This is a genomic window from Ruegeria sp. THAF57, assembly GCF_903914075.1.
Classification (GTDB): domain Bacteria; phylum Pseudomonadota; class Alphaproteobacteria; order Rhodobacterales; family Rhodobacteraceae; genus Ruegeria.
The window spans coordinates 169,062-195,403 of record NZ_CAIWNQ010000008.1 but is presented as its reverse complement, the minus strand read 5'-3'; the positions used below and the strand labels follow the sequence as shown (position 1 = coordinate 195,403).

21 protein-coding genes are annotated in these 26,342 nt (G+C 59.0%); 19 read left to right on the top strand and 2 right to left on the bottom strand.

All coding sequences use genetic code 11. From position 1 onward, the window contains the following. Nucleotides 1-62 precede the first annotated feature (62 nt). Both RUESEDTHA_RS17625 and RUESEDTHA_RS17620 read right to left on the bottom strand, forming a co-directional pair. Entirely contained in the window at nt 63-2,198 is a 2,136-nt protein-coding gene (locus tag RUESEDTHA_RS17625) for a polysaccharide biosynthesis tyrosine autokinase (protein ID WP_180887983.1), read from the bottom strand. Nucleotides 2,199-2,294: 96 nt separating this feature from the next. Next, nucleotides 2,295-2,981, bottom strand: a complete 687-nt coding sequence (locus RUESEDTHA_RS17620; RefSeq protein ID WP_180887982.1) for a sugar transferase — start codon at nt 2,979-2,981, stop codon at nt 2,295-2,297. A gap of 498 nt (nt 2,982-3,479) precedes the next feature. Between RUESEDTHA_RS17620 and RUESEDTHA_RS17615 the strand changes: the two genes are divergently transcribed. The 19 genes from RUESEDTHA_RS17615 to RUESEDTHA_RS17525 all read left to right on the top strand — a co-directional run bounded on the left by RUESEDTHA_RS17615 (nt 3,480) and on the right by RUESEDTHA_RS17525 (nt 26,341). Then, complete coding sequence (locus RUESEDTHA_RS17615; RefSeq protein WP_180887981.1) at nt 3,480-5,051, top strand: acyl CoA:acetate/3-ketoacid CoA transferase; 1,572 nt, start codon at nt 3,480-3,482, stop codon at nt 5,049-5,051. Further along, nucleotides 5,048-5,815: an enoyl-CoA hydratase/isomerase family protein gene (locus RUESEDTHA_RS17610; protein ID WP_180887980.1), complete on the top strand. Its 768-nt coding sequence runs from the start codon at nt 5,048-5,050 to the stop codon at nt 5,813-5,815. Before RUESEDTHA_RS17615 ends, RUESEDTHA_RS17610 begins: the two co-directional genes overlap by 4 nt. A gap of 4 nt (nt 5,816-5,819) precedes the next feature. Continuing rightward, a complete protein-coding gene (locus tag RUESEDTHA_RS17605; protein WP_180887979.1) occupies nt 5,820-7,343 on the top strand; it encodes an aldehyde dehydrogenase family protein in 1,524 nt (507 codons plus the stop codon). Between the two features lie 59 nt (nt 7,344-7,402). Beyond that, the gene (locus RUESEDTHA_RS17600) at nt 7,403-8,653 is read left to right on the top strand and encodes an ABC transporter substrate-binding protein (RefSeq protein WP_171125772.1); all 1,251 of its coding nucleotides are present in this window, start codon (nt 7,403-7,405) and stop codon (nt 8,651-8,653) included. A gap of 91 nt (nt 8,654-8,744) precedes the next feature. Next, a complete protein-coding gene (locus tag RUESEDTHA_RS17595; RefSeq protein WP_171125774.1) occupies nt 8,745-9,638 on the top strand; it encodes a carbohydrate ABC transporter permease in 894 nt (297 codons plus the stop codon). Then, nucleotides 9,638-10,519: a carbohydrate ABC transporter permease gene (locus RUESEDTHA_RS17590; RefSeq protein ID WP_171125776.1), complete on the top strand. Its 882-nt coding sequence runs from the start codon at nt 9,638-9,640 to the stop codon at nt 10,517-10,519. Before RUESEDTHA_RS17595 ends, RUESEDTHA_RS17590 begins: the two co-directional genes overlap by 1 nt. Before the next feature lie 6 nt (nt 10,520-10,525). After that, on the top strand, nt 10,526-11,638 hold the full coding sequence (locus RUESEDTHA_RS17585) for an ABC transporter ATP-binding protein (RefSeq protein ID WP_171125778.1): 1,113 nt from the start codon (nt 10,526-10,528) through the stop codon (nt 11,636-11,638). Next, nucleotides 11,638-13,134, top strand: a complete 1,497-nt coding sequence (locus tag RUESEDTHA_RS17580) for a GMC oxidoreductase (RefSeq protein WP_180887978.1) — start codon at nt 11,638-11,640, stop codon at nt 13,132-13,134. Before RUESEDTHA_RS17585 ends, RUESEDTHA_RS17580 begins: the two co-directional genes overlap by 1 nt. Then, nucleotides 13,122-14,723: a GMC family oxidoreductase gene (locus RUESEDTHA_RS17575; RefSeq protein ID WP_255431808.1), complete on the top strand. Its 1,602-nt coding sequence runs from the start codon at nt 13,122-13,124 to the stop codon at nt 14,721-14,723. Before RUESEDTHA_RS17580 ends, RUESEDTHA_RS17575 begins: the two co-directional genes overlap by 13 nt. Further along, nucleotides 14,720-15,028 carry a Dabb family protein gene (locus RUESEDTHA_RS17570; protein WP_180887977.1) on the top strand — a complete coding sequence of 103 codons (309 nt, stop codon included), beginning with the start codon at nt 14,720-14,722 and terminating at the stop codon, nt 15,026-15,028. The genes RUESEDTHA_RS17575 and RUESEDTHA_RS17570 overlap by 4 nt, the downstream gene beginning before the upstream one ends. 66 nt (nt 15,029-15,094) lie before the next feature. After that, the gene (locus tag RUESEDTHA_RS17565) at nt 15,095-16,072 is read left to right on the top strand and encodes a LacI family DNA-binding transcriptional regulator (RefSeq protein ID WP_255431807.1); all 978 of its coding nucleotides are present in this window, start codon (nt 15,095-15,097) and stop codon (nt 16,070-16,072) included. Between the two features lie 35 nt (nt 16,073-16,107). Continuing rightward, nucleotides 16,108-17,271 (top strand): Gfo/Idh/MocA family protein, encoded by a 1,164-nt coding sequence (locus RUESEDTHA_RS17560; RefSeq protein ID WP_180887975.1) that lies wholly within the window; start codon nt 16,108-16,110, stop codon nt 17,269-17,271. A gap of 22 nt (nt 17,272-17,293) precedes the next feature. Next, nucleotides 17,294-19,378: an FAD-binding protein gene (locus tag RUESEDTHA_RS17555; RefSeq protein ID WP_180887974.1), complete on the top strand. Its 2,085-nt coding sequence runs from the start codon at nt 17,294-17,296 to the stop codon at nt 19,376-19,378. Continuing rightward, the gene (locus RUESEDTHA_RS17550; protein WP_180887973.1) at nt 19,372-20,304 is read left to right on the top strand and encodes a sugar kinase; all 933 of its coding nucleotides are present in this window, start codon (nt 19,372-19,374) and stop codon (nt 20,302-20,304) included. The genes RUESEDTHA_RS17555 and RUESEDTHA_RS17550 overlap by 7 nt, the downstream gene beginning before the upstream one ends. A 191-nt stretch (nt 20,305-20,495) precedes the next feature. Further along, nucleotides 20,496-21,485 (top strand): BMP family protein, encoded by a 990-nt coding sequence (locus RUESEDTHA_RS17545; protein WP_180887972.1) that lies wholly within the window; start codon nt 20,496-20,498, stop codon nt 21,483-21,485. Between the two features lie 39 nt (nt 21,486-21,524). After that, on the top strand, nt 21,525-23,042 hold the full coding sequence (locus RUESEDTHA_RS17540) for an ABC transporter ATP-binding protein (RefSeq protein ID WP_180887971.1): 1,518 nt from the start codon (nt 21,525-21,527) through the stop codon (nt 23,040-23,042). Next, the gene (locus RUESEDTHA_RS17535; protein ID WP_180887970.1) at nt 23,039-24,112 is read left to right on the top strand and encodes an ABC transporter permease; all 1,074 of its coding nucleotides are present in this window, start codon (nt 23,039-23,041) and stop codon (nt 24,110-24,112) included. The genes RUESEDTHA_RS17540 and RUESEDTHA_RS17535 overlap by 4 nt, the downstream gene beginning before the upstream one ends. Beyond that, entirely contained in the window at nt 24,112-25,053 is a 942-nt protein-coding gene (locus tag RUESEDTHA_RS17530; protein WP_180888000.1) for an ABC transporter permease, read from the top strand. Before RUESEDTHA_RS17535 ends, RUESEDTHA_RS17530 begins: the two co-directional genes overlap by 1 nt. Before the next feature lies 1 nt (nt 25,054). After that, on the top strand, nt 25,055-26,341 hold the full coding sequence (locus RUESEDTHA_RS17525) for an amidohydrolase family protein (RefSeq protein ID WP_180887969.1): 1,287 nt from the start codon (nt 25,055-25,057) through the stop codon (nt 26,339-26,341). Nucleotide 26,342 lies beyond the last annotated feature (1 nt).

Below are 26,342 nucleotides of genomic sequence, written 5' to 3'. Positions count from 1 at the left end.
GAAAAAGCGCGCGAAATTTCGCGCGCTTTTTTCGTTTGCAGCGGTATCGCTGATCTAATGCGTCAATTGCTGTAATATTTCGATGCGTAGTTGCCGTATGAATAGCCATAGTGCTTGGCGCCACGGACATTGATCTGGCCCAATACAATACCGGTCAAACGCTGATTGTCGGTGTGGAACAGGCGCATGGCCTCAGCGACGTCCTGCTCGGCGGTGTCATTCCACTTGATTGTCAAAAGCACAGCATCCGCGCTTTTTGCGATCAGCCTTGCATCCGAAACCAGAAGGGTCGGCGGTGTGTCGATCAGGATGACATCATAGATGTCCCGCATGTCTTCAAGAAAATTACGGAACCGTTCCGAGGCGAACAAGTCCGCGGCGTTTGCCGAGGTTTCCTCGCCCGCGAGGATGTCACAGCCAAGAAGCGGATCCTGAAAAATCGCCTCTTGCGCCGTTGCGTCCCCGGCCAAAACCGAAACGATGCCTTTGGATGGCACGTTTTTCAGTTGCGCGGTCATGGTCAGACGACGGATATCTCCTTCGACCAGCAGAACTTTCTTGCCGATTCCAACGAAATTCTGCGCCAACGCCAGTGAGTTGGTCGTTTTCCCCTCGCCCGGCAGCGATGATGTCATCACGACCACTTTCGGGGGGCGGTCAACGTTGGACAGCATAAGGGATGTGCGCAGGTTGCGCACGGCCTCTGCCGTTGCCGAGGAAGGCTTTGAGGCAAGGTATTCCAGAACCTTGCGACGCCCCTTTGCAGGAAAGATCGGTATCTGGCCAAGAACGCTGTACCCTGTCTTGCGCTCAAGCTCCTGAGCAGACCGGAACCCTTTGCGCCTTGCTTCGATCAACAGAACGATAGCCGTTCCCAGAAAGACACCGAGGATGGCCGAGATCGCAAGGTTCAACGCGTTCTTCGGCGATGACGGATCCGTCGGAATTACAGCTTGCGAAAGCTGACGGCTGTCGGCCTTCTGAATGCCTTCCTGTGCCGAAGTCTCTTTCAGGCGCGCCAGAAAATACTCGTAAAGCAGGCGAACCGCTTCAGCCTCACGCGCCAGTTGCTGCAGCGTGATCAAATCCGCGTTCTGCTGCGCAATCTGTTGCCCCAACTCTTCGGATGACCGTGTCAAAGCCTGAACCTGCTGCGTCGCGCGCTGTGCCTCTAATGCGGTACGGGCCAGCAGCCGTTTAAACGCGGTGTCGAACGCGGCCTCGTTTGATCCACTATCCTTGAACTGTGCGTACAGACGCTGAAGCTGGGGGTCCTGGCTGATTTCAGCCTGCATCTTTCGGTCTTCTGCGCCGTTCAAAGCGTCAAACCGGGTTTGTGCTGCTGCCCGAGTTGCTTCGGCGGACACCCTGCGTTCGCGCAGATCCTTGAGCTGAACTTCCTGAAGCTGAAGCGCCTCGGGCGAGATCAGGGCGGTAGATGCGTTGAATTCCGTGACTTTGGCCTCGGATGTCTCTAATTCGATCTGTAATTCCGCGACGCGTTCAGTCAGCCACGTGGTTGCCTGTTCGGTGGCGTCGAATTTCACTTCGATCTGGTTCAGGATGTACAGTTCGACAATCGTATCCGCGATCAGCGCCGATTTGCGTGCGTTCTCCGTCTCGGCGGTCACTTCGAAGACAAGGCTTTGCGGAACATTGCGTACCGATACCTGTGACAGCAGGGCTGAAATAACATCATCGCGGGTCTGTTGCCGCGCGAGTTCGGAGGAAAGGGCCTCGGGCTCATCCGCGCCGCCAAACACGGATTTCAGGCCCTGCTTCAACGCGGCAAGCGTCGAGGCTGGCAGAAGCGCTTCGTTGAATTCGGGGTCAGAGGTCAAGTCCAGCCTGTCCACGACCTTTCCCATCAAGCCGCGGGACTTCAAAACCTCCAGCTCGGAATTGACTTCGGTTGTATCGCCAGCCAATCCACCGACCACGCTTTGCAGGTCGATGACACTTTCCTGTTTGGTTTCCAGCATGACCACGGCACTGGACCGATACATTGGAACAGCGGCAACAAAACTGTAATACGCGCCCAGCAAGACCGTGACAGCGGTGGCCAAAGCAATAATCCACTTGCCGCGCCACAGCGTTCCCAGCAAGGCACCCAGATCAAGGATGTCGTCGTCGGGCGTTTCAGCCACGGTGCCTCGGACCGAGTTGAACTGCGCGTCGTGTATCGGAGTTTGCTTCATAATCAGCCCGGAATCCTTTTGCCCCGCGCACGTCAGACGGGTGCGCAGGCGCTCCTTACATGCCATTTTACCGACATTAAAGGGCTGCGGACCCAGTTATCGGCCAGTTCTTAGAAAAACCGCAGAAGCGGTAAGCGAGATGATTTTAACGTCCTTCAGAAAGCTTCTTGCGGCCAAATATGCTACGTCCATTTCTACCCGCTCGCGATAGCTGATGTCGTTCCGGCCCGAAACCTGCCACAACCCGGTGATGCCCGGTTTTTGCGCAAGATAGGCTGATGCCGAGCTGCCGTATTTGATCAGTTCGACAGCAACTACGGGCCGTGGGCCGACAAAGCTCATCTCACCCTTCAGGACGTTCCAGATCTGAGGAAGCTCGTCCAAACTGGTCTTGCGCAGAATGTCACCCAGCCGGTTGATTCGCGGATCGATTGTCAGTTTGTGATCCCGCTCCCACTCGGCTGCCGCGTCGGGATTTGCATCCAGATAAGCCTGAAGCTTTTCTTCTGCGTCTACGACCATGCTGCGGATTTTCCAGCATTTAAAGGGTTTACCCCCTTTTCCGATACGCGTATGACCAAAAAAACCCGGCCCACCGTCGCGGCGGACCAGACACCAAAGAACAAAGATGACGGGTGCAAGGGCCGGCAGAAGCAGAAGGGCAAGGGAAACGTCAAAAACACGTTTGCCAATGCCTGTATAAAACCCGTTTGGGGTTGTCTGCGCCGCGGGTTCTTGGGTCTTGCTGCCTTGGAAACGGGACGGGTGAGAAAAATCAAGCATAAAAACAAACCCTGAAACTTAGTCAGCGCTAGTTAATGCAGCGCTAAGAGGAGTGACTGGGTCTTCTGTTAAACTTAGAAGGTCAAAACTTTAATATTAAAAATGATATTTTTGTGAATTTTTTAGCCCCCTGTTTATTTGTTGAGCGAGGGATATGAAATAGTCGCAAAAAGAAAAAGTTACCTAACGTTATTTTACACGTATAAGACGATCATTACCGCTCCCCTTCATACCGCGCAATTAGGAGAGAGCCAACACGCTTCGTTGCGTTCAGTGTGTCGACCTGACGTAAAGCGACTAGGTGACTTGTGGCACCCACGTGGGCAACCTCGTGGTTTCGCGCTGCGCGAAATTGCAGTGTGCTTCCCCTTGTTGAAGATGGTGTTGGACTTGGTGCAGGCGCAGGGTTGGTTTTTCCTGTTGCAAGTTTTGGATCGTTCCAGTAACGATTGGATCGTTCCAGTACATCCGTGAATCGCTGGAATCGGGGAGGTCGTCATGAAGAAACTGGTATCAGCCGGGCAAGCTGCCGAAGTGGTCCCTGATGGGGCTGTTGTCTCGGTTTCGTCCTCGTCGGCCTTGGGCTGCCCCGACGCTGTCCTAAAAGCCATTGGCGACCGGTTTCAGCAGGACGGCCATCCGCGCGACATCACCTCGCTTCACCCTATCGCGGCTGGCGACATGTATGGTGTAAAGGGGATGGAGTATCTGGCGCAGGACGGGTTGCTGACGCGGGTATTGGCGGGGTCATATCCGTCGGGGCCGTCCAGCCTTGAGATGCCGGAAATCTGGAAAATGATCGTCGAAGATCGCGTCGCGGCTTATAATGTGCCGTCCGGTATCATGTTCGACATGCAGCGCGAGGCGGCGGCGCATCGGCCCGGCGTGCTGACGCAAGTGGGTCTGGATACTTTTGTCGACCCGATCCGCGAAGGATGCGCGATGAACGCGCGCGGGGCTGCGGCCCCGATTGTCGCGCGCGTCGAGTTTGGCGACCAGACATGGCTGCATTTTCCGAATATCATTCCCAATGTCTGTATTCTGCGTGCCACCACAGCAGATGAATTTGGCAACCTGACCTATGAGCACGAGGGTGCTTATCTGGGTGGGTTGGAGCAGGCAATTTGCGTGCGAAATCACGGCGGGATCGTGATTGCTCAGGTTCAGCGGGTAACAGCGGAAGGCAGCCTGCGCCCCCACGATGTCCGCGTACCGGGGCATCTGGTGGACCTGATCGTCGAAGATCCGGACCAGAAGCAGACCACCGAAACGCCCTATGATCCCGCGATTTCGGGTCAGGTCATGCGGCCCTGGGACAGTTTCTCGCTTGCCGAGCACGGCGTTGAAAAGGTTATCGCACGCCGGGCGGCCATGGAGTTGCGCTCGGGCATGAGCGCAAATCTGGGGTTCGGGATCAGTGCCATGGTCCCCCGGATCTTGCTAGAGGAAGGGCACCCCAAAGCCGTGACTTGGGCGATCGAGCAGGGCGCGGTGGGCGGCGTCCCCCTGACCGGGTTCGCATTTGGCTGTGCATCAAACGCTCATGCCTTTGTGCCGTCGCCGCAGCAGTTCATCTATTTTCAAGGGGGTGGGTTCGACATGTCGTTCCTCTCGTTCCTTGAGGTCGATGTGGACGGCAATGTGAACGTGTCGAAGCTTGGCAAAAAACCCTATCTGACCGCAGGGTGCGGCGGTTTCGTGGATATCACGGCGCGGGCCAAGCGGATCGTGTTCTCGGGCTGGTTCGAGGCTGGCGCGAAGATTGATCTGGGAAGTGACGGCATCCGGGTCACCGCGCCCGGTAAGTTTACCAAGATGGTGGACAAGGTTGAACACGTCACCTTCTCGGGGCGTCGTGCGCGCGAAACCGGGCAAGAGGTGATCTATGTGACCGAGCGCTGTGTGATCCGTCTGACGGATGAGGGGCTGGTTGCCACTGAAATCATGCCGGGGATCGACGCGCAGCGCGACATTGTTGCGGCCTCGGGCGGGCGCGTGACAGTGGCTGAAAACGCAACGCTGATGCCTGCCTCTCTGTTCCTTGAAGGACCGATGGGACTGCAGCTGTGAGCAGTGTTGCCTTTGATATCCAGGGCCACGCGGCGATTGTCACTTTGGACAATGTCGCCAAGTTGAACGCCCTGACGATCCCAATGCTGGACGCGTTGGAGGCCCGCGTGCGCGAGGTTGAGCGTGATGCAGCAATCCGGTGTCTGATCCTGACCGGAGCTGGCGAAAAGGCGTTCTGTTGCGGGGCCGATATCGGCGCGTGGGGTGGACTCAGCCCCGCCGAATTCGCGCGTCATTGGGTGCGGGACGGGCATCGTATCTTTGACCGGTTGGCGCGGTTGGGCAAACCCACCATCGCGGCCATGAACGGGCACGCCTTTGGCGGCGGCCTGGAACTGGCAAGCTGCTGTGATCTTCGCCTACTGGCCCCAAGTGCAACCCTCGCCCTTCCCGAAGCAAGGGTCGGCATTGTTCCGGGGTGGTCCGGCACGCAACGCCTGACCCGGCTCATCCCCGAAGGGGCTGTTAAGGAAATGGCCCTGTTTGGACGTCGGATCGGGGCAGACCGCGCGGTGTCGCTGGGTTTTGCAGCTGAAGTGGCCGAAGACGTATTGGGCCGCGCGCTGGAACTGGCTGCTGATCTGGCGGGCCTGTCACCCCGCGCCACTGAAATCGCCAAGAACATGATCCACGCGGCCGTAGGCGAAGACCGGGATGCAGCCGTCGAAGCGCTTGGAAGCGCGGCCATTGCCGCCTCAGCGGACCGTGACGAAGGCGTGAATGCCTTTTTGGAAAAACGTAACCCTCAATACTCGGGCCTGTAGCGTAATGAAAGATATGACGATCAACCCAGCCATCCCGTTCGACCTGCCGCCGCTGTTCGAAGGCCAGCATATGATCAACGGAACCTGGCAGGACAGCGCGTCGGGCGAGACGTTCGAGCGTCGCTCACCCTCGCACGGGCACACCGTCAGCCGGTCCGCCCTAGGGGGCGAGGCCGAAGCTGAGGCGGCCATTCAAGCCGCCCGCACTGCGTTCGACAGCGGGGCTTGGAGCCGCGCATCGGGCAAAGAGCGTGCCACTGTTCTCTTGAAGGTCGCTGACCTGATTGAACAGAATGTAGATCGGATCGCCGTTATCGAAACGCTGGAAAGCGGCAAGCCGATCAGCCAAGCCAGAGGTGAGGTCGGTGGAGCGGCCGACCTCTGGCGATATGCCGCGTCACTGGCGCGCAGCACCCATGGCGACAGTCACAACACGCTGGGCGCCGACATGATGGGTGTGGTTCTGAAAGAGCCTATTGGTGTGGTGTCGATCATCACCCCTTGGAACTTCCCGTTCTGGATTCTCAGCCAGAAACTGCCCTTTGCACTGGCGGCGGGATGCACGGTTGTCGTGAAACCCTCGGAAATGACCCCCTCCACCACCCTGATGCTGGGCGAGTTGCTGATCGAGGCCGGGCTTCCGGCAGGCGTGTGCAACATTGTTCTGGGCCATGGCGTGCCGGTCGGCAGCGTATTGTCCACGCATCAGGCGGTAGACATGGTCAGCTTCACCGGCTCGACCGCAGTCGGCAAGACAATCAGTTCGGTGGCCTCGGATACGCTCAAGAAAGTTGCGCTGGAACTGGGCGGCAAGAACCCTCAGGTGATCTTCCCGGACGCGGATCTGGAATCGGCGGCGGACGCGGTCGTGTTTGGGGTCTATTTCAATGTGGGCCAATGCTGTAACTCGAGCAGCCGCATCATCGTGCACGAGGACATTGCCGAAGCCTTCACCAAGCGGGTTGTGGACTTGTCCCGCAAGGTGAAATTCGGTGATCCGATGGACCCGACAACACAGGTCGGTGCTATCGTCACGCCGGAACATAACGCCAAGATCGACGCCTATGTCAAAGACGCGCAGGCCGCCGGTGCCGAGATTGCCATGGGCGGCGATCGCCTGCAGGTCGAGGGGCTTGGCGATCAGTTCTACCAGCCTACCATCGTCACCAATGTTCAACCGGACATGCCGATTGCGCGGGATGAGGTGTTTGGCCCGGTTCTGACGGTCCTGACATTCAAAACACTGGACGAAGCCGTCGCACTGACCAATGATAGCATTTACGGTCTGTCGGCTGGGGTCTGGAGTACCAACGTCCACACCTGCCTTGAATTCGCCCGCCGCGCAGAAGCGGGAACGGTCTGGACCAATACCTGGATGGACGGATTCCCCGAGGTTGCGTTCGGTGGGGTCAAGCAATCCGGGCAGGGGCGGGAAATCGGACAATATGGGTTCGAGGAATTCTTCGAAGTGAAATCCGTGGTTATGCGCATCGGCGACAGCCGTGCGCCATGGGTGTCGCAAGACTGAACGGCGCATCAAACATCAATAAGCGCCAGAAAAAGATCGCATTTAGGGAGGAAACAACAATGCGTAAACTTTTGAAAACGAAATCGGTAATTGTGGCAGGGCTGCTGTGCACCACCAGCCTGGCGCATGCCGAAGAGGTTGAGGTTCTGCACTGGTGGACCTCGGGCGGTGAAGCCGCGGCGCTGAATGTTCTGAAAGACGACCTTTCGGGTCAGGGCGTTGGCTGGACGGACATGCCGGTCGCCGGCGGCGGCGGTGAGCAGGCAATGACTGTTCTGCGCGCGCGTGTCACCGCAGGCAACGCTCCCACAGCCGTTCAGGGTCTGGGGTTCGATATTCAGGACTGGGCCGCGCAGGGCGCGCTGGCTGATCTGAACGACGTGGCGGCCAAGGAAGGCTGGGACGATGTGGTTCCGGACGCGCTCAAGGCATTTGCAAAGTTTGACGGCAAATGGGTTTCGGCTCCGGTCAACGTGCATTCGACCAACTGGGTTTGGGCGAACAAGTCGGTGCTGGACGCAAACGGTATCGCCCAGCCGACCAACTGGGACGAGTTCGTTGCCGCTGTTGAAGCGCTGAAAGCGGCAGGTGTGACACCGATTGCGCATGGTGGTCAGGCGTGGCAGGACGCGACCGTTTTCGACGCCGTGGCAATGTCGACGCTTGGCCCGGACGGATACAAAGCTGCCTTTATTGATCTGGATGAGGGCACTTTGGGCGGAGACGCCATGAAAGAGGCGTTCGATCGCATGGCCTTTATCCGCGACAATGTTGACGAGAACTTCTCAGGTCGCGACTGGAACCTGGCGACGGCGATGGTCATCAATGGCGAAGCTGGTTTCCAGATGATGGGTGACTGGGCCAAGGGCGAGTTCCTGAACGCAGGAAAAGTTCCGGGTCAGGATTTCCTGTGCTTCCGCTTCCCCGGTACCGCAGATCAGGTGACCTTCAACGCCGACCAGTTCATGATGTTCGATCAGGGTGGATCGGTTTCGGCAGAGCAGGCAGCGCTTGCGAGCGCGATCTTGTCACCCTCGTTCCAATCGGCGTTCAACGTGGTCAAGGGCTCGGTCCCGGCGCGGACCGATGTCAGCGATGCGGATTTCGACGACTGCGGCAAGCAGGGCATGAAAGATCTGGCTGCGGCTGCGGCTTCGGGCAATCTGTTCGGCTCGATGGCGCATGGCCACGCGGCGCCCGCATCGGTCAAAAACGCGGTTTATGACGTCGTAACGGCGCATTTCAACGGCGAATATGACAGCGAAACCGCAGTGGCCGAACTGGTCGACGCGGTGTCGATTGCCAAGTGATCAGTGATCCTCGTGACGGGGCGGCGGTTTAGCCGCCCTGTCCAAAGAGGGCGCTCAACGCCTTAAAACACAACTCGCAGGAGGGCGCGCCATGGCTGCTTCAGCCGACGCGGATTTCAAGACTCGCCTTCAGAACTGGATACCCAAGCTGGTCCTGTCACCGTCGCTGGCGATGATGCTGGTCTTTGTGTACGGGTTTATCCTGTTCTCGGTCTACCTGTCGTTTACCGACAGCCGCATCCTGCCGACCTTTGGCTGGGTCGGATGGGAAAACTACGACAAGCTGTGGCGTCTGAGCCATTGGGAAACCTCGCTGATCAACATGGGGATTTTCGCAGGTCTCTATATCGTGATCTGCACCTGTATCGGGCTGGGACTGGCGATCTTCCTTGATCAGAAGATCCGCGGCGAAGGGCTGTTGCGCCCGATCTACCTGTACCCGATGGCGTTGAGTTTCATCGTCACCGGCACGGCGTGGAAATGGTTTCTGGATCCGGGTATCGGGCTGGAAAACGTCATGCACACATGGGGTTGGACCAGTTTCGAATTCGACTGGATCAAGAACCGCGATTACGCGATCTACACGGTCGTCCTGGCGGCAGTCTGGCAGACCAGCGGGTTTGTCATGGCGATGTTTCTGGCCGGTCTGCGCGGCATCGACAATGAAATCCTGCGCGCGGCACAAATGGATGGGGCGTCGAACTGGAACCTATATCGTCGGATCATCATCCCGCAGCTGCGGCCTGCATTCCTGTCGGCCTTCGTGATCCTCAGCCACCTTGCGATCAAGACCTTTGACCTTGTAATCGCGCTAACGGGTGGCGGACCTGGACGGGCCACCGAACTGCCCGCAACCTTCATGTATTCCTATACGTTTACGCGGAACCAGATGGGGATCGGCGCGGCCTCAGCGACGATCATGCTGATGACCATTGCGGCAATCATGATCCCCTACTTGTACGCCGAATTGCGGGAGAAACGCTGATGTCTCAGGCCTCGCAAGATACCGCGATCCGAACGGGCCGCGTTGCCCGCACGCTGATCTATCTGGTGCTGCTGCTGTTTGCGCTGTTCTACCTGCTGCCGCTTTACGTGATGCTGGTGAACTCGGTCAAACCGCTGGAGGAAATCACCGGTGGCGGCATGATGAATCTGCCGCAGGTGTTCACGCTTGAGCCGTGGTTCAAGGCGTGGTCCTCGGCCCAGATCGGGGTCGATCCTACGGGATTGAAGCCCTACTTCTGGAACTCGATCAAGATGGTGGTTCCGGCTGTTATCGTGTCGACCGTCCTTGGCGCGCTGAACGGTTATGTGCTGACCAAGTGGCGATTTAAATACGACACCATCCTGTTCGGGCTGATGCTGTTTGCCTGTTTCATCCCGTTCCAGATCGTGCTGATCCCGATGGCGCGGATGCTAGGCATTATTGGGCTGGCGGGCACGACTTGGGGTCTGGCGCTGGTGCATGTGGTCTATGGGATCGGTTTCACCACGCTGTATTTCCGCAACTACTATGCCGTGTTCCCGACCGAGCTGATCCGCGCGGCGCAGATCGACGGGGCGGGGTTCTTTCAGATTTTCTGGCGCATCCTGCTGCCCAGCTCGGGCCCGATTGCGGTGGTGTCGATCATCTGGCAGTTCACCAACATCTGGAATGACTTCCTGTTCGGCGCGTCGTTTGCCGATGCCAATAGCCAGCCGATGACTGTCGCACTCAACAATCTGGTGCAGTCATCGACGGGTGTTAAGGAATACAACGTACATTTTGCTGGCGCCATTCTGGCCGCCATGCCAACTCTGCTCGTCTATATCGTGGCCGGTCGTTACTTCGTCCGCGGCCTGATGGCGGGTTCCGTGAAAGGATAAGGCGTCATGGGCTTTCTCGATATCGACAACGCGACCAAGTCATACGGCTCGGTTGAAGTGCTGCACAAGGTCGACATCTCGGTGCAGGAAGGAGAGTTCCTCGTTCTGGTCGGGCCCTCGGGCTGTGGCAAGTCCACCTTGCTGAACATGATTGCAGGGTTGGAAGAGATCACCAGCGGTGAGATCCGCATCAAGGATCAGGTGATGAACGGGGTGCACCCGTCAAACCGCAACATCGCCATGGTGTTCCAAAGCTACGCGCTGTACCCCAACATGACCGTGGGCCAGAACATCACCTTTGGACTTGAGATGCACGGTGTCCCCAAGCCCGAGCGAGAAAAGGCCATGGCCGAGGTCGCCAAGCTGTTGCAGATCGAACAGTTGCTGGACCGCAAGCCGGGGCAGCTTTCGGGCGGTCAGCGGCAGCGCGTGGCCATGGGGCGGGCCCTGGTGCGTGAGCCGGATGTGTTTCTGTTCGACGAACCCTTGTCCAACCTTGACGCAAAGCTGCGCGTGGACATGCGGACCGAGATCAAGAAGCTGCACCAGAACCTTGGCACCACCATCGTCTACGTGACCCACGACCAGATCGAGGCGATGACCCTGTCCAGCCGTATCGCCGTGATGAATGGCGGCTACGTGCAGCAACTGGGCACCCCGCAAGAGATCTATGACACCCCCGCCAATATCTTTGTGGCGACCTTCATGGGCTCGCCCGCGATGAACGTGCTGCCTGCAAAGGTGGTGATGTTGAACGGGCGGCCCCACGCCGAAGTCGCCTTGTTTGACGGGTCGATGGCGCAACTGCCCTTCAGTCAGGACAACCTGTCCCATTGGGACGGGCGTGACATCCTGTTGGGCATACGGCCCGAGACCATCACGGATATGGATGGCGCGGATCGAAAATCCTCGAACATTGCGACAATGACCAACCGGATCGTAGTGACCGAGCCGGCCGGGTCAGACACATTTGTCTCAATGCAATTGGGCGGGCGCGATGTGATTGCGCGGATGCGCTCGGATGCAGAGGTTGCGCCGGGGCAGGATTTCACCTTCGCTGTGAACATGGAAAAGGCTGTGGCCTTCGATCCTGAAACCGAGAACCGCATTCAGGGGTAATGCAACCCGACATCCTCATAATCGGGTCCGGCATGGGCGGCGCGACCCTTGCGGCTGCGTTGGCCCCGTCCGGTCGCCGCATCCTGATCCTTGAGCGCGGCGACAGGTTAGAACCGTCTGCGCAGGACCGGGATGCAAAAGCGATCTTTGGTGATGGCGTGTTTCGTCCTGATGAAACCTGGTTGGACGGACATGATCAGCCGTTCAATCCCGGAAACTATTACTTTGTCGGCGGCAATTCGAAATTCTACGGCGCGGCCTTGATCCGGTACCGGGCCGAAGACTTTGCCCCAATGCGGCACCGCGACGGTACGACACCGGGCTGGCCGGTCACGTATGATGATCTGGAACCGGATTATCAGGCCGCCGAAGACCTGTATTGCGTACGTGGTGATCCCAGCCAAGACCCGACCGAGCCACCGCATTCCGGCGCTTACCCGTTCGGTCCGGTGGCGCATGAGCCGGATATACAGGATTTGTTTGTACGGCTCCGGTCCGTTGGCCTGTCGCCGTCCACCATCCCGCTGGGTCTGGATCTGGACAGATGGCTGGCCGGAGGCGACACAACGTGGGACGCTTTTCCCAACACGTGCGGCGGCAAGATGGATGCCGAAACCTGCGGACTGGCCGAGGCGCTGAAACATGAAAACGTGGCCCTGAAGACCAACGCCCGTGCGCTGCGACTTGTTGCAGAAGTGGATGGTAGCGTGAGCGGGGTAGTGGTTGAGGTGGATGGCGGGCAGGAAACTCTGACCGCGTCGGTTGTGGTGCTGGCGGCGGGCGCGGTTCAGACCGCATCTTTGTTGTTGGCTTCGGCGGATGCTTCGCGCCCTTCGGGTCTGGCCAATCGTTCGGACCAGGTGGGGCGGAACTTTATGAACCACAACTGCTCGGCCGTGCTGGCCTTACATCCGCTGCGTCGCAACAGGTCGGTCTATCAGAAAACCCTGATGGTGAATGATTATTACCTGACAAACGGTCAGGGCGGGGCACCGCTGGGTAATATCCAGATGCTGGGCAAGATCACCGGCCCGATCCTTGCGGCGACGACGCCTTTGCCGGATTGGATTTCCACCTTGATTGCGGACCGCAGTTTCGATTTCTACGCCATGTCCGAGGACCTGCCCAACCCCGACAGTCGCGTGACGCTGAAGGATGGGCAGATCAGGCTGGACTGGCAGCGGTCAAACTGGGACGCGCATTCGGAGCTGGTGCGCGTGCTGAAGCGCAAGCTTCGTAAGGCCGGTTTTCCCGTTGTTTTGTCCAGGCCCTTTGACCGTCGCACCCCGTCGCATCAATGCGGCACCGCACGGATGGGCGCGGACCCGGCCACAAGTGTGGTGGACACGTTCTGCCGCAGCCACGATCACCCGAACCTGTTCATCGTCGACGCCTCGGTCCTGCCGACCTCGGCCGCTGTGAACCCCGCATTGACCATCGCGGCGCTGGCCTTTCGTGCCGGACGCCACATCCAGGAAAGAGAATGGGCCGCATGACTGCTGGTTACGACTTTATTGTTATCGGAGGCGGTTCGGCCGGATCAGCCATCGCCGCCCGCCTGTCGGAAAACCCCGACGCGCGCGTTCTGCTGCTTGAGGCCGGCGGTGGCGACCGCAACCCCCTGTTTCACCTTCCTGCAGGGTTTGCCAAGATGACCAAAGGCATCGGGTCTTGGGGGTGGAGCACGGTTCCGCAACGCTCGATGCAGGACAAGGTTTTCACCTACACTCAGGCCAAGGTGATCGGCGGCGGCTCGGCCATCAATGCGCAGATCTATACGCGGGGCGCGGCGCAGGATTATGACGAATGGCGTCAGATGGGGTGCGAAGGGTGGGGCTACAAGGACGTTCTGCCCTATTTCAAGAAGTCCGAAGACAACGATACCTATGGCGGGGAATTTCACGGTCAGGGCGGTCCGTTGGGCGTTTCGATGCCCGCCGCGCCGCTGCCGATCTGTGATGCATTTATCGAGGCCGCTGGGCAGGTGGGCATTCCTAAAACCACTGATGTGAACGGGGAAAGGCAGGACGGGGCAGGTTATTATCAGCTAACCCAGCGCAACGCGCGCCGATCATCCTCGGCCATGGCGTTTCTTGCGCCCGCGCGGTCGCGGTCCAACCTGACGATCCAGACCAATGCACAGGTGCGCCGGATCACCGTCGAAGGTGGTCGGGCCACAGGGGTCGAGATGGCCGATGGCAGCAAGATCACCGCGGATCAAGAGGTGATCCTGTCCTCGGGCGCGATCGGTTCGCCGCGCCTGCTGCAACTGTCGGGGATTGGCCCGGCGGACGGGTTAAGGGCGCTGGGGATCGACGTCGTGTTCGACCAGCCCAACGTGGGCGCGAACCTTCAAGATCATCTGGACCTGTATGCGATCTGCGAAGTCACGGGCCCGCACACCTATGACCGCTATGCCAAGCTGCACCTGTCGGCGCTGGCGGGTCTGCAATATCTGCTTACACGTAAAGGGCCTGTCGCCTCGAGCCTGTTTGAGACTGGCGGGTTCTGGTACGCGGACGAAAACGCCCGTTCGCCCGATATTCAGATGCATCTGGGTCTGGGTACGGGGATCGAGGCCGGAGTCGAGGCGATGCCCAATGGCGGTGTGACGCTGAACGCGTGCCATCTGCGGCCACGGTCCCGAGGTTCGGTCCGGCTGCGCAGCGACAACCCGGCAGATATCCCCTTGATCGACCCCAATTACCTGTCGGACCCCTATGACCGCGAGATGTCCATTCGTGGCCTGAAGCTGGTGCAGCAGATTTTGGCGCAGGACGCGCTGAAACCCTATGTTTTGGCCGAGCGTTTGCCGGGGCCGGATGTGCGTACCGACGAAGATTATTTCAACTTCATCTGCGTCCACTCCAAAACCTCGCACCATTGTGCCGGAACCTGCCGCATGGGGAGCGACGATCAGGCGGTCCTGGACCCGCGCCTGCGGTTCAACGGGATCGAGCGATTACGGGTCGCCGATGCCTCGGTGATGCCGACGGTGAACTCGTCCAACACCAACGCGCCGTCGATCATGATCGGTGAAAAAGCGGCAGACATGATCAAACAGGATAACGGATACGCGACATGATCCGACATATCGTACTGACCAAATTCAAACCCGACGTACCGGAAGACACTATCCGGGGCATTTATGACGGTTTGGCCGCCGTGACCGAAAAATTGCGCGGCGCGCGGAATTTCACAGGTGGCCGCTCGGAAAGCCCCGAGCAGATTGAGCGGGGCTATATGCACGGCTTTGTCATCGACTTTGACGACTGGGATGCGCTGCAAAATTACACCGACAATTCCGAGCATAAGGCATTGGGCCGTCAGCTTGTTGAAAACGCGGTCGGAGGGATTGACGGCATTCTGGTGCTGGATTTGAACGTGTAGGCAAATATTCGGGGTAAACAGAACAGGGCGACATAGAATATGGGCCAGAGACCAACGATCTTAGACGTGGCAAAGCAGGCAGGCGTTTCAAAGTCGACTGTCAGCCTTGTTTTGCAGGGCAGCGACTCGGTCAAGGCTGAAACGCGCGACGCCGTCCGCAAGGCGATGGCTGAGATTGGCTATGTCTACAACCGTTCTGCCGCAACGCTTCGATCATCGTCATCCGGTTTGATCGGATTGGTGATCAATGATCTGCGCAACCCCTTTTTCACCGAGTTTGCGGCCCTGTTCCAGATGGAATTGGCGCGAAACGGCTTTGCCACGGTCATGGCCAACACCGACGAAGACCCCGAACTGCAAAAAAGCATGATCTCGACCCTGACCGAGCATGGGGTTTCGGGGTTTGTGATCTCTCCGGCGTATGGCGATGTTGAACACACGCTGGCCCTGTTTGCTGCGTCCGGTACACCGACGTTGCAAGTGTTCAGAACCCTTGATGCGCAGGCGCAAAGCCTGCCGTTTTTCGCGCCGGATTATCATCTTGGCAGCCGTATGGCGACGGAACATCTGTTAGAGAAAGGGTGCAAACGCATCGCCTTTCTGGGTGGTTTGGAAGGGCGTCCTGTCACGCAGGAACGCATGAGCGGCTATCTGGAAATTCTAAACGAAAAGGGTTTGCCGCCCTTGGTTCTGACCGGCGAGGCCACACGCTCTTTCGGGAAGTCCATTGCGGGTCAGTTGCGGCGCGACCATCCGGATGTGGATGCCGCGATCTGTTTCAACGATCTGGTGGCTTTGGGCGTTATGTCTGCGTCGCACCAGTTGGGGGTCGAAATTGGCACCGATCTGCGTGTGGTTGGGTTTGACGATATCGAAGACAGCAGGGACAGCCACCCCCCCTTGTCGTCAGTTTGCTGTGACATTCCCGACTTTGCCAAGTCCACGGCGGAACAGATCCTGAATTGGGTCAAGAACGGAACGAAACCCAGCAGCCTGAATCGCAGCCCGGTGCGCCTGATCGCGCGCGCCTCAAGCGATCTTTAGTCAGGCGAGACTTGCTGAAGAAAAAGGAGAAGATCATGTCTGAGGTAAGAGTTGCTGTTCTGGGTGCATCGGGCTGGATGGGCCGCGTTCATACGATGGCGTTCCAGACCTTCCCGCATTTCTTTGGCAATAGCTTTGGTACGGCCCGTGTTACGGCGCTGGTGTCCTCGAATCCCAACGCCGGGCAAGAGCTTGCGTTTCGCGCCCCTGACGCCAAGATTCTGAAGACTTGGCAAGAGGCCGTGGCCGACCCTGAGATCGACCTGATCGACATCTGCCTGCCTGACAATCTACATTACGAGGTGGCCAAGGCTGCGCTCTTGGCGGGCAAGCACGTGTTTTGTGAAAAGCCCCTTGCCGACACCGCGGCCGAAGCGCTGGAGTTGGCCCAGATCGCGCGGGAAAAGGGCGTGATCACCCGCGTTGGCCACGCCTTTCCCCGCAACCCGGTGCATGACCGCGCGAAAGAGATTATCGAGGCGGGCGAGATCGGAGAGATTACCCTGTTCAAGGGCTGTCAGCATGTCGACATGTACGGCAATCCGCAGACGCCTTATATGTGGCGCGCCGACGGGGAACTTGCGCCCACCGGGATTGTTGGGGACACGGGCTCTCATGTCTTCAGCTTCATGGATTTTCTGGTCGGGCCGGTAACAACCTTGATCGCGGACACTTATGTCGTGACCGACAAACGCCCGGTGGTGGAAGGTCTCGGCCTTGGTGAAGTTCCCGAACTGACCGGGAATGAAGAATGGAAGCCCATCACCAACCCGGACGGCGCGAATGTCCTGTGCCATTTCGCCAACGGAGCCCGCGGCATGGTCGATTTCAGCCGCACCGCAACGGGCCGCAAATTCATGCAAAGCTATGAGGTTTACGGCACCAAGGGCAGTCTGGCTTACAATTATGACGAACTGAGCCGTCTGAGATTCTACACTAATGATGATCCGACCGGTCGGCGCGGCTATCGCGAGATTGATGTTGGTCCCGAGCACGACACTTATGGCGCGTTTCTGCCGCTGCCCAATTTTGGGCTGGGCTATAACGAAAGCAAAATCATCGAAGCCGCCGAAGTCATTAAATCCATCACCACAGGCGAACCGATGTGGCCCACTTTCGATGCGGGTCATCGCATTTGCCAAATCGTCGACGCCTGCATGTCATCATCGCGCCTGAAGCGCTGGGTCGATATCGACTGATACGCCATAAGGACCGATCTTCATGAGCACCACTGTCCCTCAGGATATTCTAGATGCGCTGACCGATGTGGCCATGCCGCGCCTGCGGCCGGAACCGGAATTGTCGAACACAGTCCAGATCGGCGGGTATGACATTCCGGTCCACGCCTGCGGAGGTCTTGTGATCGGCAGCGGAGCCGCCGGGTTGCGCGCAGCCGTCGAGATGAAAAGGCGCGACGTGGACGTGACCATCATTAGCCAAAGCGCGTGGGGCGGGACCTCGGCCTGTTCTGGTTCTGACAAGCAGACTCTGCACACGGCAAATACGAAAGATCATGGCGATGACTTTCAGGATATGGCGGCGTCGATTGGGGCAGGCGGGGCAATGGACGAGGACACGGCTTATATCGAAGCCGTCGGCTCGATCCGCGCGATGGCATCCCTGCAATATCTTGGGCTGCCCCTGCCGCAGGATGCGCTGGGCGGTACGTTGCGTTACCAGACGGATCATGACGAGGTCGGGCGTGCCACAAGCTGCGGCCCCCGCACCTCGCGATTGATGGTGCAGGTGCTGGCGTCAGAGGCGATCCGGCTGGATATCCCCTTCTTTAACCATACGACGGCCGTAAACGTTCTGACCCAAGATGACCGCGTGGTTGGCCTGTTGGCGATCCGCCCCAAGGCCAGTTCTGACGCAAACCCCTATGGTCTGATGCTGTTCACCTGCAATGCACTGGTCTTCGCGGCCGGAGGGCCCGGAGAGCTGTACCGCGACAGCGTATTCCCCAATGGCTGTTTCGGCACTTTGGGGCTTGCGCTTGAGGCCGGTCTGGAACTGGTCAACATCACCGAAAGTCAGTTCGGCATCGGTACGCGGCGCGAGGGGTTTCCCTGGAACCTGTCGGGCACCTATGTGCAAGTGATCCCGCATATCTATTCGGTGGATGACAGCGGGGCCGAGCATCACTTTCTGGCTGACTACTATCGCACCACGCAAGAGATGGCCTCGAACATCTTCCGCAAGGGCTATCAATGGCCGTTCCACGCCACGCGGATGCTGGATTTTCAGTCCAGCCTTGTCGATCTGGCGATCGTGCGGGAAAACCAAAAGGGTCGGCGGGTGTTCATGGATTTCAACCGCAACCTTCTGCCTGTGCCGGGTGATCAGCCGTTCAGTCTGGACCGTTTGGATGACGATGTGCGCAGCTACCTGCGACATGCCGGGGCCGTTCACGATCAGCCAATCGACCGACTGCGCCATATGAACCCGCTCTCGATCGAGCTGTATAAGCGCTACAAGGTGGACATCACCACCGACCCGCTGGAATTCGCGGTGAACAACCAGCATATGAACGGCGGCATTGCCGTGGATATCTGGGGCCGCACCAACGTCGCCGGGATCTATGCGGTGGGAGAGGCCGCAGGCACCCACGGCGTCACGCGCCCCGGTGGATCGGCTTTGAACGCCGGACAGGTTTTTGGCACCCGTGTCGCGGAACATATCGCGGCCAGCCGGATGGCGCATGAGGCGTCGAAACTGGACGCCACAACCTTGGCAGAACGCGCGTTGACCCGGATTGAGGCAACTCTGAATACCAACAGCTCCCGCGACGCTGCCGATATTCGTTCCGAAGTTCAGGCCCGCATGAGCGATCACGCCGGCATCCTGTGCACGCCCAAGGACGTATCGGCCGCGCACAAGGCAGCCAGCGACCTGAACGCGCAAATCCGGCGCAACGGGATCTCGTTTAAGCGCAGCGGCGAGGTCGGGCGCGTGTTGCAATGGCAGCAAATGGCGCTGGCCTCAGAGGCGGTGCTGGCGGCGCTGGATCACTATATTGCCAAGGGCGGCGGCAGCCGTGGGGCGCGTGCAATCTGCGATCCAAACGGGGATGCTCTACCCCAAGCGGCGCATGGTCCGATACCGGAGGTAAGGTTTCGATCCGAACGAGACGCAGACAAAAGCGAACAACTTCTCGTTCATATGGACGGCGAGGATATGGTCGTGACGCACCGAAAAATACGCAGGTTTGATCAAGACGCCCGCACCTTTTTCGAACGTGACTGGCCCGCGTGGTTAACCGGGGCCATCTACGATCAAAACGATGGGGAGACGGTGCCTTGCTGAGTTTCGCGTCAAACAAGGCCGTCGCGATTGGTGAAGCCATGATCGAAATGGCCGATCTGGGCGACGGTACATACAAGCGCGGCTTTGCCGGGGATACGTTCAACACCGCCTGGCATATGGCGCATATGCTTGGCGAGAAGGCGTCGATTGGCTTCGTCACGAAGGTCGGAACCGACACGGTCTCGTCCGCGTTTCTTCAGCAGTTGGACGAGGACGGTCTGGTAACGGATGGTATAGGCCGGGTCACCGGTCGAACCATGGGTTTGTATATGATCGAGTTGGATGGCGTCGAACGTAGTTTTCAATACTGGCGCGAGACTTCGGCGGCGCGGTTGCTTGCAGAAGATCGCGATTGGTTGCAGCAGGTGGTTAAGGGCGCGGGCCTGATCCATCTGTCCGGGATTACGCTGGCCATTCTATCGGCCCAAGCACGCGCGGTTTTATGGGATGTGCTGGCCGAAGCACGCTCGGCCAACGCCTTGGTTTCTTTCGATCCGAACATACGACCGCGGCTTTGGACGTCTGCCGAAGAAACACGTGAGACGATCGCCAGATTCAACCAGATCACCGACATCGCATTCCCCAGCTTTGATGACGAACAAGGTCTATGGGGCGAAGCGTCCCCGGCGCATACGGTTGAACGGCTGAGGGCGGCAGGTATTTCGGAAATTGTCGTCAAGAACGGCCCGGCCCCCATGATCGCGCTGGCGGAAGGTCAGATAACGACGACTGAGACCCCCAAGGTCGAAGGAATTCGTGACACTTCCGGGGCTGGCGATGCGTTCAATGCGGGTTATCTGTCGGCACGCTTGAGCGGGCAGCCTCAGGCGGCTGCAATCGCGTGGGGTCAAAAGCTGTCAGGTGAAGTTATTCGGCACTATGGCGCGCGCATTCCCAAGGCCGCGATGCCTCGTTTTGAAAACTGACCAATGTACTGGATCGGGCCACCCGAGCGGCCTAGATCAGGTCCGGGGCGCGTTGGTTTTGCCCAAAACAAACGCCCCGATTTCAGTGCCCAAAAATTGCTCATCCGGCTGTTTCATACACCGCTGTTGATCGGAAAAAATTTGACTGAAAAGTAAAAAAATGCTGCCATCCCTGAAAACAGGAGAGTGTGATGGCCAAAAATAACATGACAAGAAGACTGTTGCTTGCCGCTGTTGCGGCGGCGTCAACGATATACTCTGTCGGCGTGGCTGCGGCTGAAACGGTCAAGGTTGCAGCGATCTATACGCTGCCCGTGGAACAGCAATGGATCAGCCGTATCCACAAGGCGCTTAACGCGGCGGCTGAAAGGGGCGATATCGAATACGTCTTTTCCGAGAATGTGGCCAACACCGACTATGAGCGCGTGATGCGTGAATATGCCGAACAGGGCTCGCAACTGATCGTGGGTGAGGTGTTCGGGCTGGAGCGCGCCGCGCGCAAGGTGGCCAAGGATTATCCGGACACGGCCTTTTTGATGGGTTCGTCCTTTGGGCCTGTTGGTCCGAACTTTTCGGTCTTTGACAACTGGATTCACGAGCCGTCCTACCTGACCGGTATGGTTGCTGGTGCGGCCACGGAATCGAACGTTATTGGTATGGTCGGCGGATATGCCATCCCCGAGGTGAACCGCCTGATGAACGCCTTCATGGATGGCGCGCGCGAGGTGAACCCGGATGTCAAATTCCTCGTGACCTTTATCGACAGCTGGTATGACCCGCCCAAGGCCAAAGAAAGCGCGATTGCGATGATGGATGCAGGCGCGGACATCATGTATGCCGAACGCTTTGGTGTGTCGGATGCTGCGGTAGAGCGTGGCGTCAAAGCCGTTGGTAACGTGATCGACACGTCGGGTGATTATCCCGGTACGATCATGGCGTCGGCCCTGTGGCACATGGAGCCTACCATCGACAAGGCCATTACCAATGTCGCCAGCGGCTCGTTCGAGGCTGCGGATTACGGCCAGTACAGCTTTATGGGATATGGCGGCGGTTCCATGGTTCTGGATGAAGAACTGGTGCCCGCCGACGTGGTCGAAGCGGTCAACGCGCGACAGGCCGAGATTATGGACGGGCTTTTCCGCGTCAACGTGAACGACGACCGACCCGTTTCTGACAACTGATCTTATTCGGGCCGGTCCACAAACCGGCCCGTTTTTCCAATGACAGATTCCATAGTTCTGAAACTCAACGGGTTGAGCAAGCACTTCGGCCCGGTCATAGCCAATGACAATGTCAGCCTGACCCTGAACAAAGGCGAGGTTCTGGCGCTGCTGGGCGAAAACGGCGCGGGCAAGACCACGCTGATGAATATGCTGTTCGGGCATTACTTGCCCGACGCCGGTTCAATCGAGGTCGCTGACGAAGGCGGGGTGTTGCGCCCTCTGCCGCTGGGCCACCCGCAAGTGGCGCTGGCTTCGGGCGTGGGGATGGTGCACCAGCACTTCACATTGGCCGAAAATATCTCGGCCCTCGATAACATAACCTTGGGATCGGAGCCTCTGTTGTCCCTGCGCCGTAATCGACGCGCGGCACGGCGCAGGATCGAAGGCATCATGGCGCAAAGCGGCCTGTCTGCCCCCCTTGATACGCCGGTTGGCCGTTTGTCGGTGGGCGAGAGGCAAAGGGTGGAAATCCTCAAGGCGCTATACCGCAATGCCCGCATTCTGGTGCTGGACGAACCAACCGCCGTTCTGACCCCGCAAGAAGCGGATACATTGTTCGAAAACATCCGCCTGATGACCGATGAAGGTCTGTCGGTGATCTTCATCAGTCACAAACTGCGCGAAGTGCTGGCCTTTTCGGATCGCATTGCTGTCCTGCGGCATGGGCGGAAAGTCGGAGAGATGGCCACATCCGAAGCGGATGAGAAGTCGATCGCGCAGATGATGGTTGGCGCTGAGACACCCGAGCTTGCCGGCTCTTATCTGACGCCCGGTGATCCGGTCCTGACCATGTCGGGCGTATCGGTCGCGGGGCGGTCCAAACGCGACACGCTGACGGCGATCGACCTGACGGTACACGCGCATGAAATTCTGGGGATCGCCGGGGTTTCTGGTAACGGTCAGAGCGGGCTTGCCAATGTCATCGCAGGTCTCGTGCGCCCTGAGCAGGGTCTAATCAAGGTGGATGGGGTCGAGATTGCGTCTCCCACCCCGGCCAAGATGGTGCGTGCGGGGGTTGGTCGCATCCCCGAAGATCGCCACCACGAGGGCATCGTCGGCGCCATGAGTGTGGCCGAAAACATGGTTATCGAACGGCTGAAAGATCCCGAGGTTCAGTCATACGGTCTGTTGCGCCGCGAGGACATCCAGGACAACGCCGAGCGTTTGTCCAAAGCCTATGACGTGCGCGGGCCGGGCGTGGATGCGCCTGCGCGTCTGTTGTCCGGGGGCAATATCCAGAAACTTATTCTGGCACGTGTCTTCGATCTTTCGCCCCGCCTTATCCTTGCGAACCAGCCGACACGCGGTCTGGACATGGGTGCCGCAGCGGAAGTGGGCAAGCGCCTGCTGAACGCAAGGGCGCGAGGGGCGGGTGTGGTGCTGATTTCCGAGGATCTCGACGAATTGCTGAGCCTCGCCGACCGCATCGTGGTGATCCGCGACGGAGAACTGCACGAGGCACCGGGGCGCGACCGTGAACAGATCGGGCTGATGATGGCAGGAGAACCGGCATGATCCGCATCGAACTACGTCAGACGCAGTCGCGGGCTTTCACGTTGGGCGTTCCCATCCTGTCGGCCGTGATCGCACTGGGCTTTGCCGCAATCCCGCTGCTGGCGGCTGGGGCAAACCCGATCGCCGCCTATGCCGAGATGTTTCGCGGCGTTTTCGGTTCGGTGTTTGCGTTCTCCGAGGTGCTGACACGCGCCACGCCGCTGATATTCACCGGGCTGGCCGCCGCTTTGGCCTTTCGCGCAAAGCTGTGGAATATCGGGGCCGAGGGTCAGTTGTATCTGGGCGCGATGGCTGCGGTGGCCATCGGGTCAGGGGTACTGGATATCACGGGCATTCTTCTGTTGCCGCTGATCGTTCTAATGGGTGCTGCTGCAGGGGCGGCGGGGATGGTCGCCCCAACCTATCTGAAAACCCGCTTTGGCGCGGATGAGGTGGTGACGACGCTGCTGTTGAATTTCATCATCCTGATCTTTGTGCAGATGATGTTGGAAGGGCCGCTGCAGGATCCGATGGGGTTGGGCTGGCCACAATCGGCACCGGTTTTGGATCAGGGGATGCTGCCCCCACTGATGGAGCGAATGCGGGTGCATTCAGGGCTTGTTTTGGCTCTAATACTGGCGGGATTGGCCCAATTCATGCTGGCGCGTTCCGTCTGGGGCTTCAAGCTGCGCGCTGTGGGTGAAAACGCCGCCGCCGCGCGCCACGCAGGGATCAACGTCAACCGGTCGCTGTTCGGCGTGGCCATCCTGTCGGGTGGCCTTGCGGGGCTTGCGGGCGTGAGTGAGGTCGCGGGTCTGAAGGGATACCTGACCGCCGACCTGTCGCCCGGCTTTGGCTATACCGGCATTGTTGTGGCGATGCTGGCGGGGCTGTCGCCGGTGGGCGTGGTGATTGCGGCGCTGTTCATCGCATCGGTCTTTGTGGGTGCAGACAGCATGAGCCGTGCGATGGGCGTGTCGTCTTTCTTGGCGGATCTGGTCGTCTCGGTTTCGCTGCTTTGCGTTCTGGTCGGCGGGTTTGTCGCCCGATATCGCATTGTCCGGGCCAGCACCGCGAGGGCCGTGTCATGATGGATATTCTCAATATTTTGCTTTCTGAAAGCTTCTGGGCGGCCTCTCTGCGCATCGCGACACCGTTGATCTTTGGCGTACTGGGGGCGCTGATCTGTGAACGCGCAGGCGTGCTGAACCTTGGGATCGAGGGGATATTCGTCGTCGGTGCCATGTGCGGCTGGATGGCCGTCTGGCTGGGCGCGGGTCTGTGGGGTGGCGTGCTGGTCGCGGCGCTGGCAGGAGCGTTTTTTGGGCTGCTCCATGCGATCCTCACAGTGCCTTTGGGATTGTCACAACACGTTTCGGGGTTGGGGATCACGTTGTTCGCGACCTCGGTCAGTTACTACACCTATCGCACGGCGCTGCCGAACGTGTCGTCGCCGCCAAGGATCGAGCCATTCCAACCGCTGGACCTGCCGGTTCTGTCAGATTTGCCTTTTTTAGGCTCTGTATTGTTTCAGCAGACGGCGCTGACTTGGCTGGCGCTGCTGCTGGTGGCGTTGGTCTGGTATGTGCTGAACCGCACTGCGCTGGGCGTGGCGATCAAGGCCGTGGGCGACAACCCCGACAGCGTCGATGCGCAGGGTCTGTCGGTTTACGGCCTGCGGATCGGGGCCATCGTGGTCGGTTCGGCACTTATGGCGCTGGGGGGCGCTTTCCTGACCATGAGCGCCTTTGACGCTTTTTTCTTCGGCATGGTCAACGGACGCGGCTGGGTCTGCATTGCGTTGGTCATTTTCGCCAGTTGGAGGCCAGGCAAGGCGCTGCTGGGCGCGCTGCTGTTTGGTGCGTTCGATGCGCTACAGGTAAGATTGCAGACCGAGGTCGGCGCGCTGGTCCCCGGTCAGGTCTTTCTGATGGTGCCCTATGTCCTGTCGATCATCGCCCTTGTGATCGCCGCGCGCTCGGCCGATTATCCGCGCGCATTGCTTACCCCATGGTTCAAAGGTCAACGCTGATATGGTCGATCTGCTTATCAAAAACGCCACTCTGACGGACGGTCAGACCGGGATGGATATCGCCTGCAAGGGCGGCAAGATTACAGCGGTCGAGGCCGGGATCACCGCTGACGCCGTCGAGGTCATGGATGCCGAAGGTCAGTTAGTTTCACCCCCCTTCGTCGACCCACATTTCCACATGGATGCGACCCTATCATTGGGCAATCCGCGCATGAATGTCTCAGGCACTTTGCTTGAGGGGATCGCGCTGTGGGGCGAGTTGAAGCCGCTGCAATCCGTTGATGACATTGTTGCCCGTGCGCTGCGCTATTGCGAGTTGGCGGTGGCCAAAGGGATCGGTGCGATCCGCAGCCATGTGGATACCTGTGACGATGAGCTAAAGGGCGTGCAAGCGTTGTTGCAGGTGCGTGAACAGGTGAAGGATTACCTTGACCTGCAACTGGTGGCCTTCCCGCAGGACGGTGTACTGCGCGACCCGACTGCGAAGCAGAATACCATCCGCGCGCTGGATATGGGCGTAGACGTGGTGGGCGGCATTCCGCATTTCGAACGAACCATGGCGGACGGGGCGGAATCCGTGCGTTTGCTGTGTGAAATCGCGACCGAGCGCGGCTTGATGGTCGATATGCATTGCGACGAAAGCGACGATCCACACAGCCGCCATATCGAAACGCTGGCCTATGAAACGCAGCGTTTGGGTCTGAACGGGCGGGTTGCGGGGTCGCATCTGACCTCGATGCATTCGATGGACAATTACTATGTCTCGAAACTGATTCCGCTGATGGTCGAGTCAGGGGTTCATGCGATCCCGAACCCTTTGATCAACATCATGCTGCAAGGCCGCCACGACACCTATCCAAAGCGCCGGGGTCAGACCCGCGTGCGCGAGCTGCGTGATGCGGGGATCACGGTGGGCTTTGGGTCTGATTGTGTGATGGACCCGTGGTATTCGCTGGGCAAGGCCGACATGCTGGATGTGGCCTTCATGGGGCTGCATGTGGGGCAATTGTCCAGTCGAGCCGATATGACATGGTGCTTTGACGCGGTGACGCAGAACTCGGCTAGGATCATGGGGCTTGAGGGGTATGGCGTCGCCAAGGGGTGTGACGCGAATTTCGTGCTGTTGCAGGCCGCCGACCCGATCGAGGCGATCCGCCTGCGCGCCCATCGTCTGGCAGTGGTGCGCAAGGGGCGGGTGATCTCGCGGTCAGCCCCGGTGACACATGCGCTGAACCTGCCATCTGCTCAGCGAACTTTGGACGAGGCGCGCGTGCCGTTCGAAGGGTAAC

Coding starts and splice junctions, on each gene's coding strand:
- RUESEDTHA_RS17570 (WP_180887977.1), top strand. CDS start 14,720: ATGATCCGACATATCGTACTGACCAAATTCAAACCCGACGTACCGGAA.
- RUESEDTHA_RS17540 (WP_180887971.1), top strand. CDS start 21,525: ATGACAGATTCCATAGTTCTGAAACTCAACGGGTTGAGCAAGCACTTC.
- RUESEDTHA_RS17625 (WP_180887983.1), bottom strand. CDS start 2,198: ATGAAGCAAACTCCGATACACGACGCGCAGTTCAACTCGGTCCGAGGC.
- RUESEDTHA_RS17530 (WP_180888000.1), top strand. CDS start 24,112: ATGGATATTCTCAATATTTTGCTTTCTGAAAGCTTCTGGGCGGCCTCT.
- RUESEDTHA_RS17585 (WP_171125778.1), top strand. CDS start 10,526: ATGGGCTTTCTCGATATCGACAACGCGACCAAGTCATACGGCTCGGTT.
- RUESEDTHA_RS17580 (WP_180887978.1), top strand. CDS start 11,638: ATGCAACCCGACATCCTCATAATCGGGTCCGGCATGGGCGGCGCGACC.
- RUESEDTHA_RS17575 (WP_255431808.1), top strand. CDS start 13,122: ATGGGCCGCATGACTGCTGGTTACGACTTTATTGTTATCGGAGGCGGT.
- RUESEDTHA_RS17560 (WP_180887975.1), top strand. CDS start 16,108: ATGTCTGAGGTAAGAGTTGCTGTTCTGGGTGCATCGGGCTGGATGGGC.
- RUESEDTHA_RS17620 (WP_180887982.1), bottom strand. CDS start 2,981: ATGCTTGATTTTTCTCACCCGTCCCGTTTCCAAGGCAGCAAGACCCAA.
- RUESEDTHA_RS17545 (WP_180887972.1), top strand. CDS start 20,496: ATGGCCAAAAATAACATGACAAGAAGACTGTTGCTTGCCGCTGTTGCG.
- RUESEDTHA_RS17600 (WP_171125772.1), top strand. CDS start 7,403: ATGCGTAAACTTTTGAAAACGAAATCGGTAATTGTGGCAGGGCTGCTG.
- RUESEDTHA_RS17605 (WP_180887979.1), top strand. CDS start 5,820: ATGAAAGATATGACGATCAACCCAGCCATCCCGTTCGACCTGCCGCCG.
- RUESEDTHA_RS17525 (WP_180887969.1), top strand. CDS start 25,055: ATGGTCGATCTGCTTATCAAAAACGCCACTCTGACGGACGGTCAGACC.
- RUESEDTHA_RS17555 (WP_180887974.1), top strand. CDS start 17,294: ATGAGCACCACTGTCCCTCAGGATATTCTAGATGCGCTGACCGATGTG.
- RUESEDTHA_RS17535 (WP_180887970.1), top strand. CDS start 23,039: ATGATCCGCATCGAACTACGTCAGACGCAGTCGCGGGCTTTCACGTTG.
- RUESEDTHA_RS17590 (WP_171125776.1), top strand. CDS start 9,638: ATGTCTCAGGCCTCGCAAGATACCGCGATCCGAACGGGCCGCGTTGCC.
- RUESEDTHA_RS17615 (WP_180887981.1), top strand. CDS start 3,480: ATGAAGAAACTGGTATCAGCCGGGCAAGCTGCCGAAGTGGTCCCTGAT.
- RUESEDTHA_RS17595 (WP_171125774.1), top strand. CDS start 8,745: ATGGCTGCTTCAGCCGACGCGGATTTCAAGACTCGCCTTCAGAACTGG.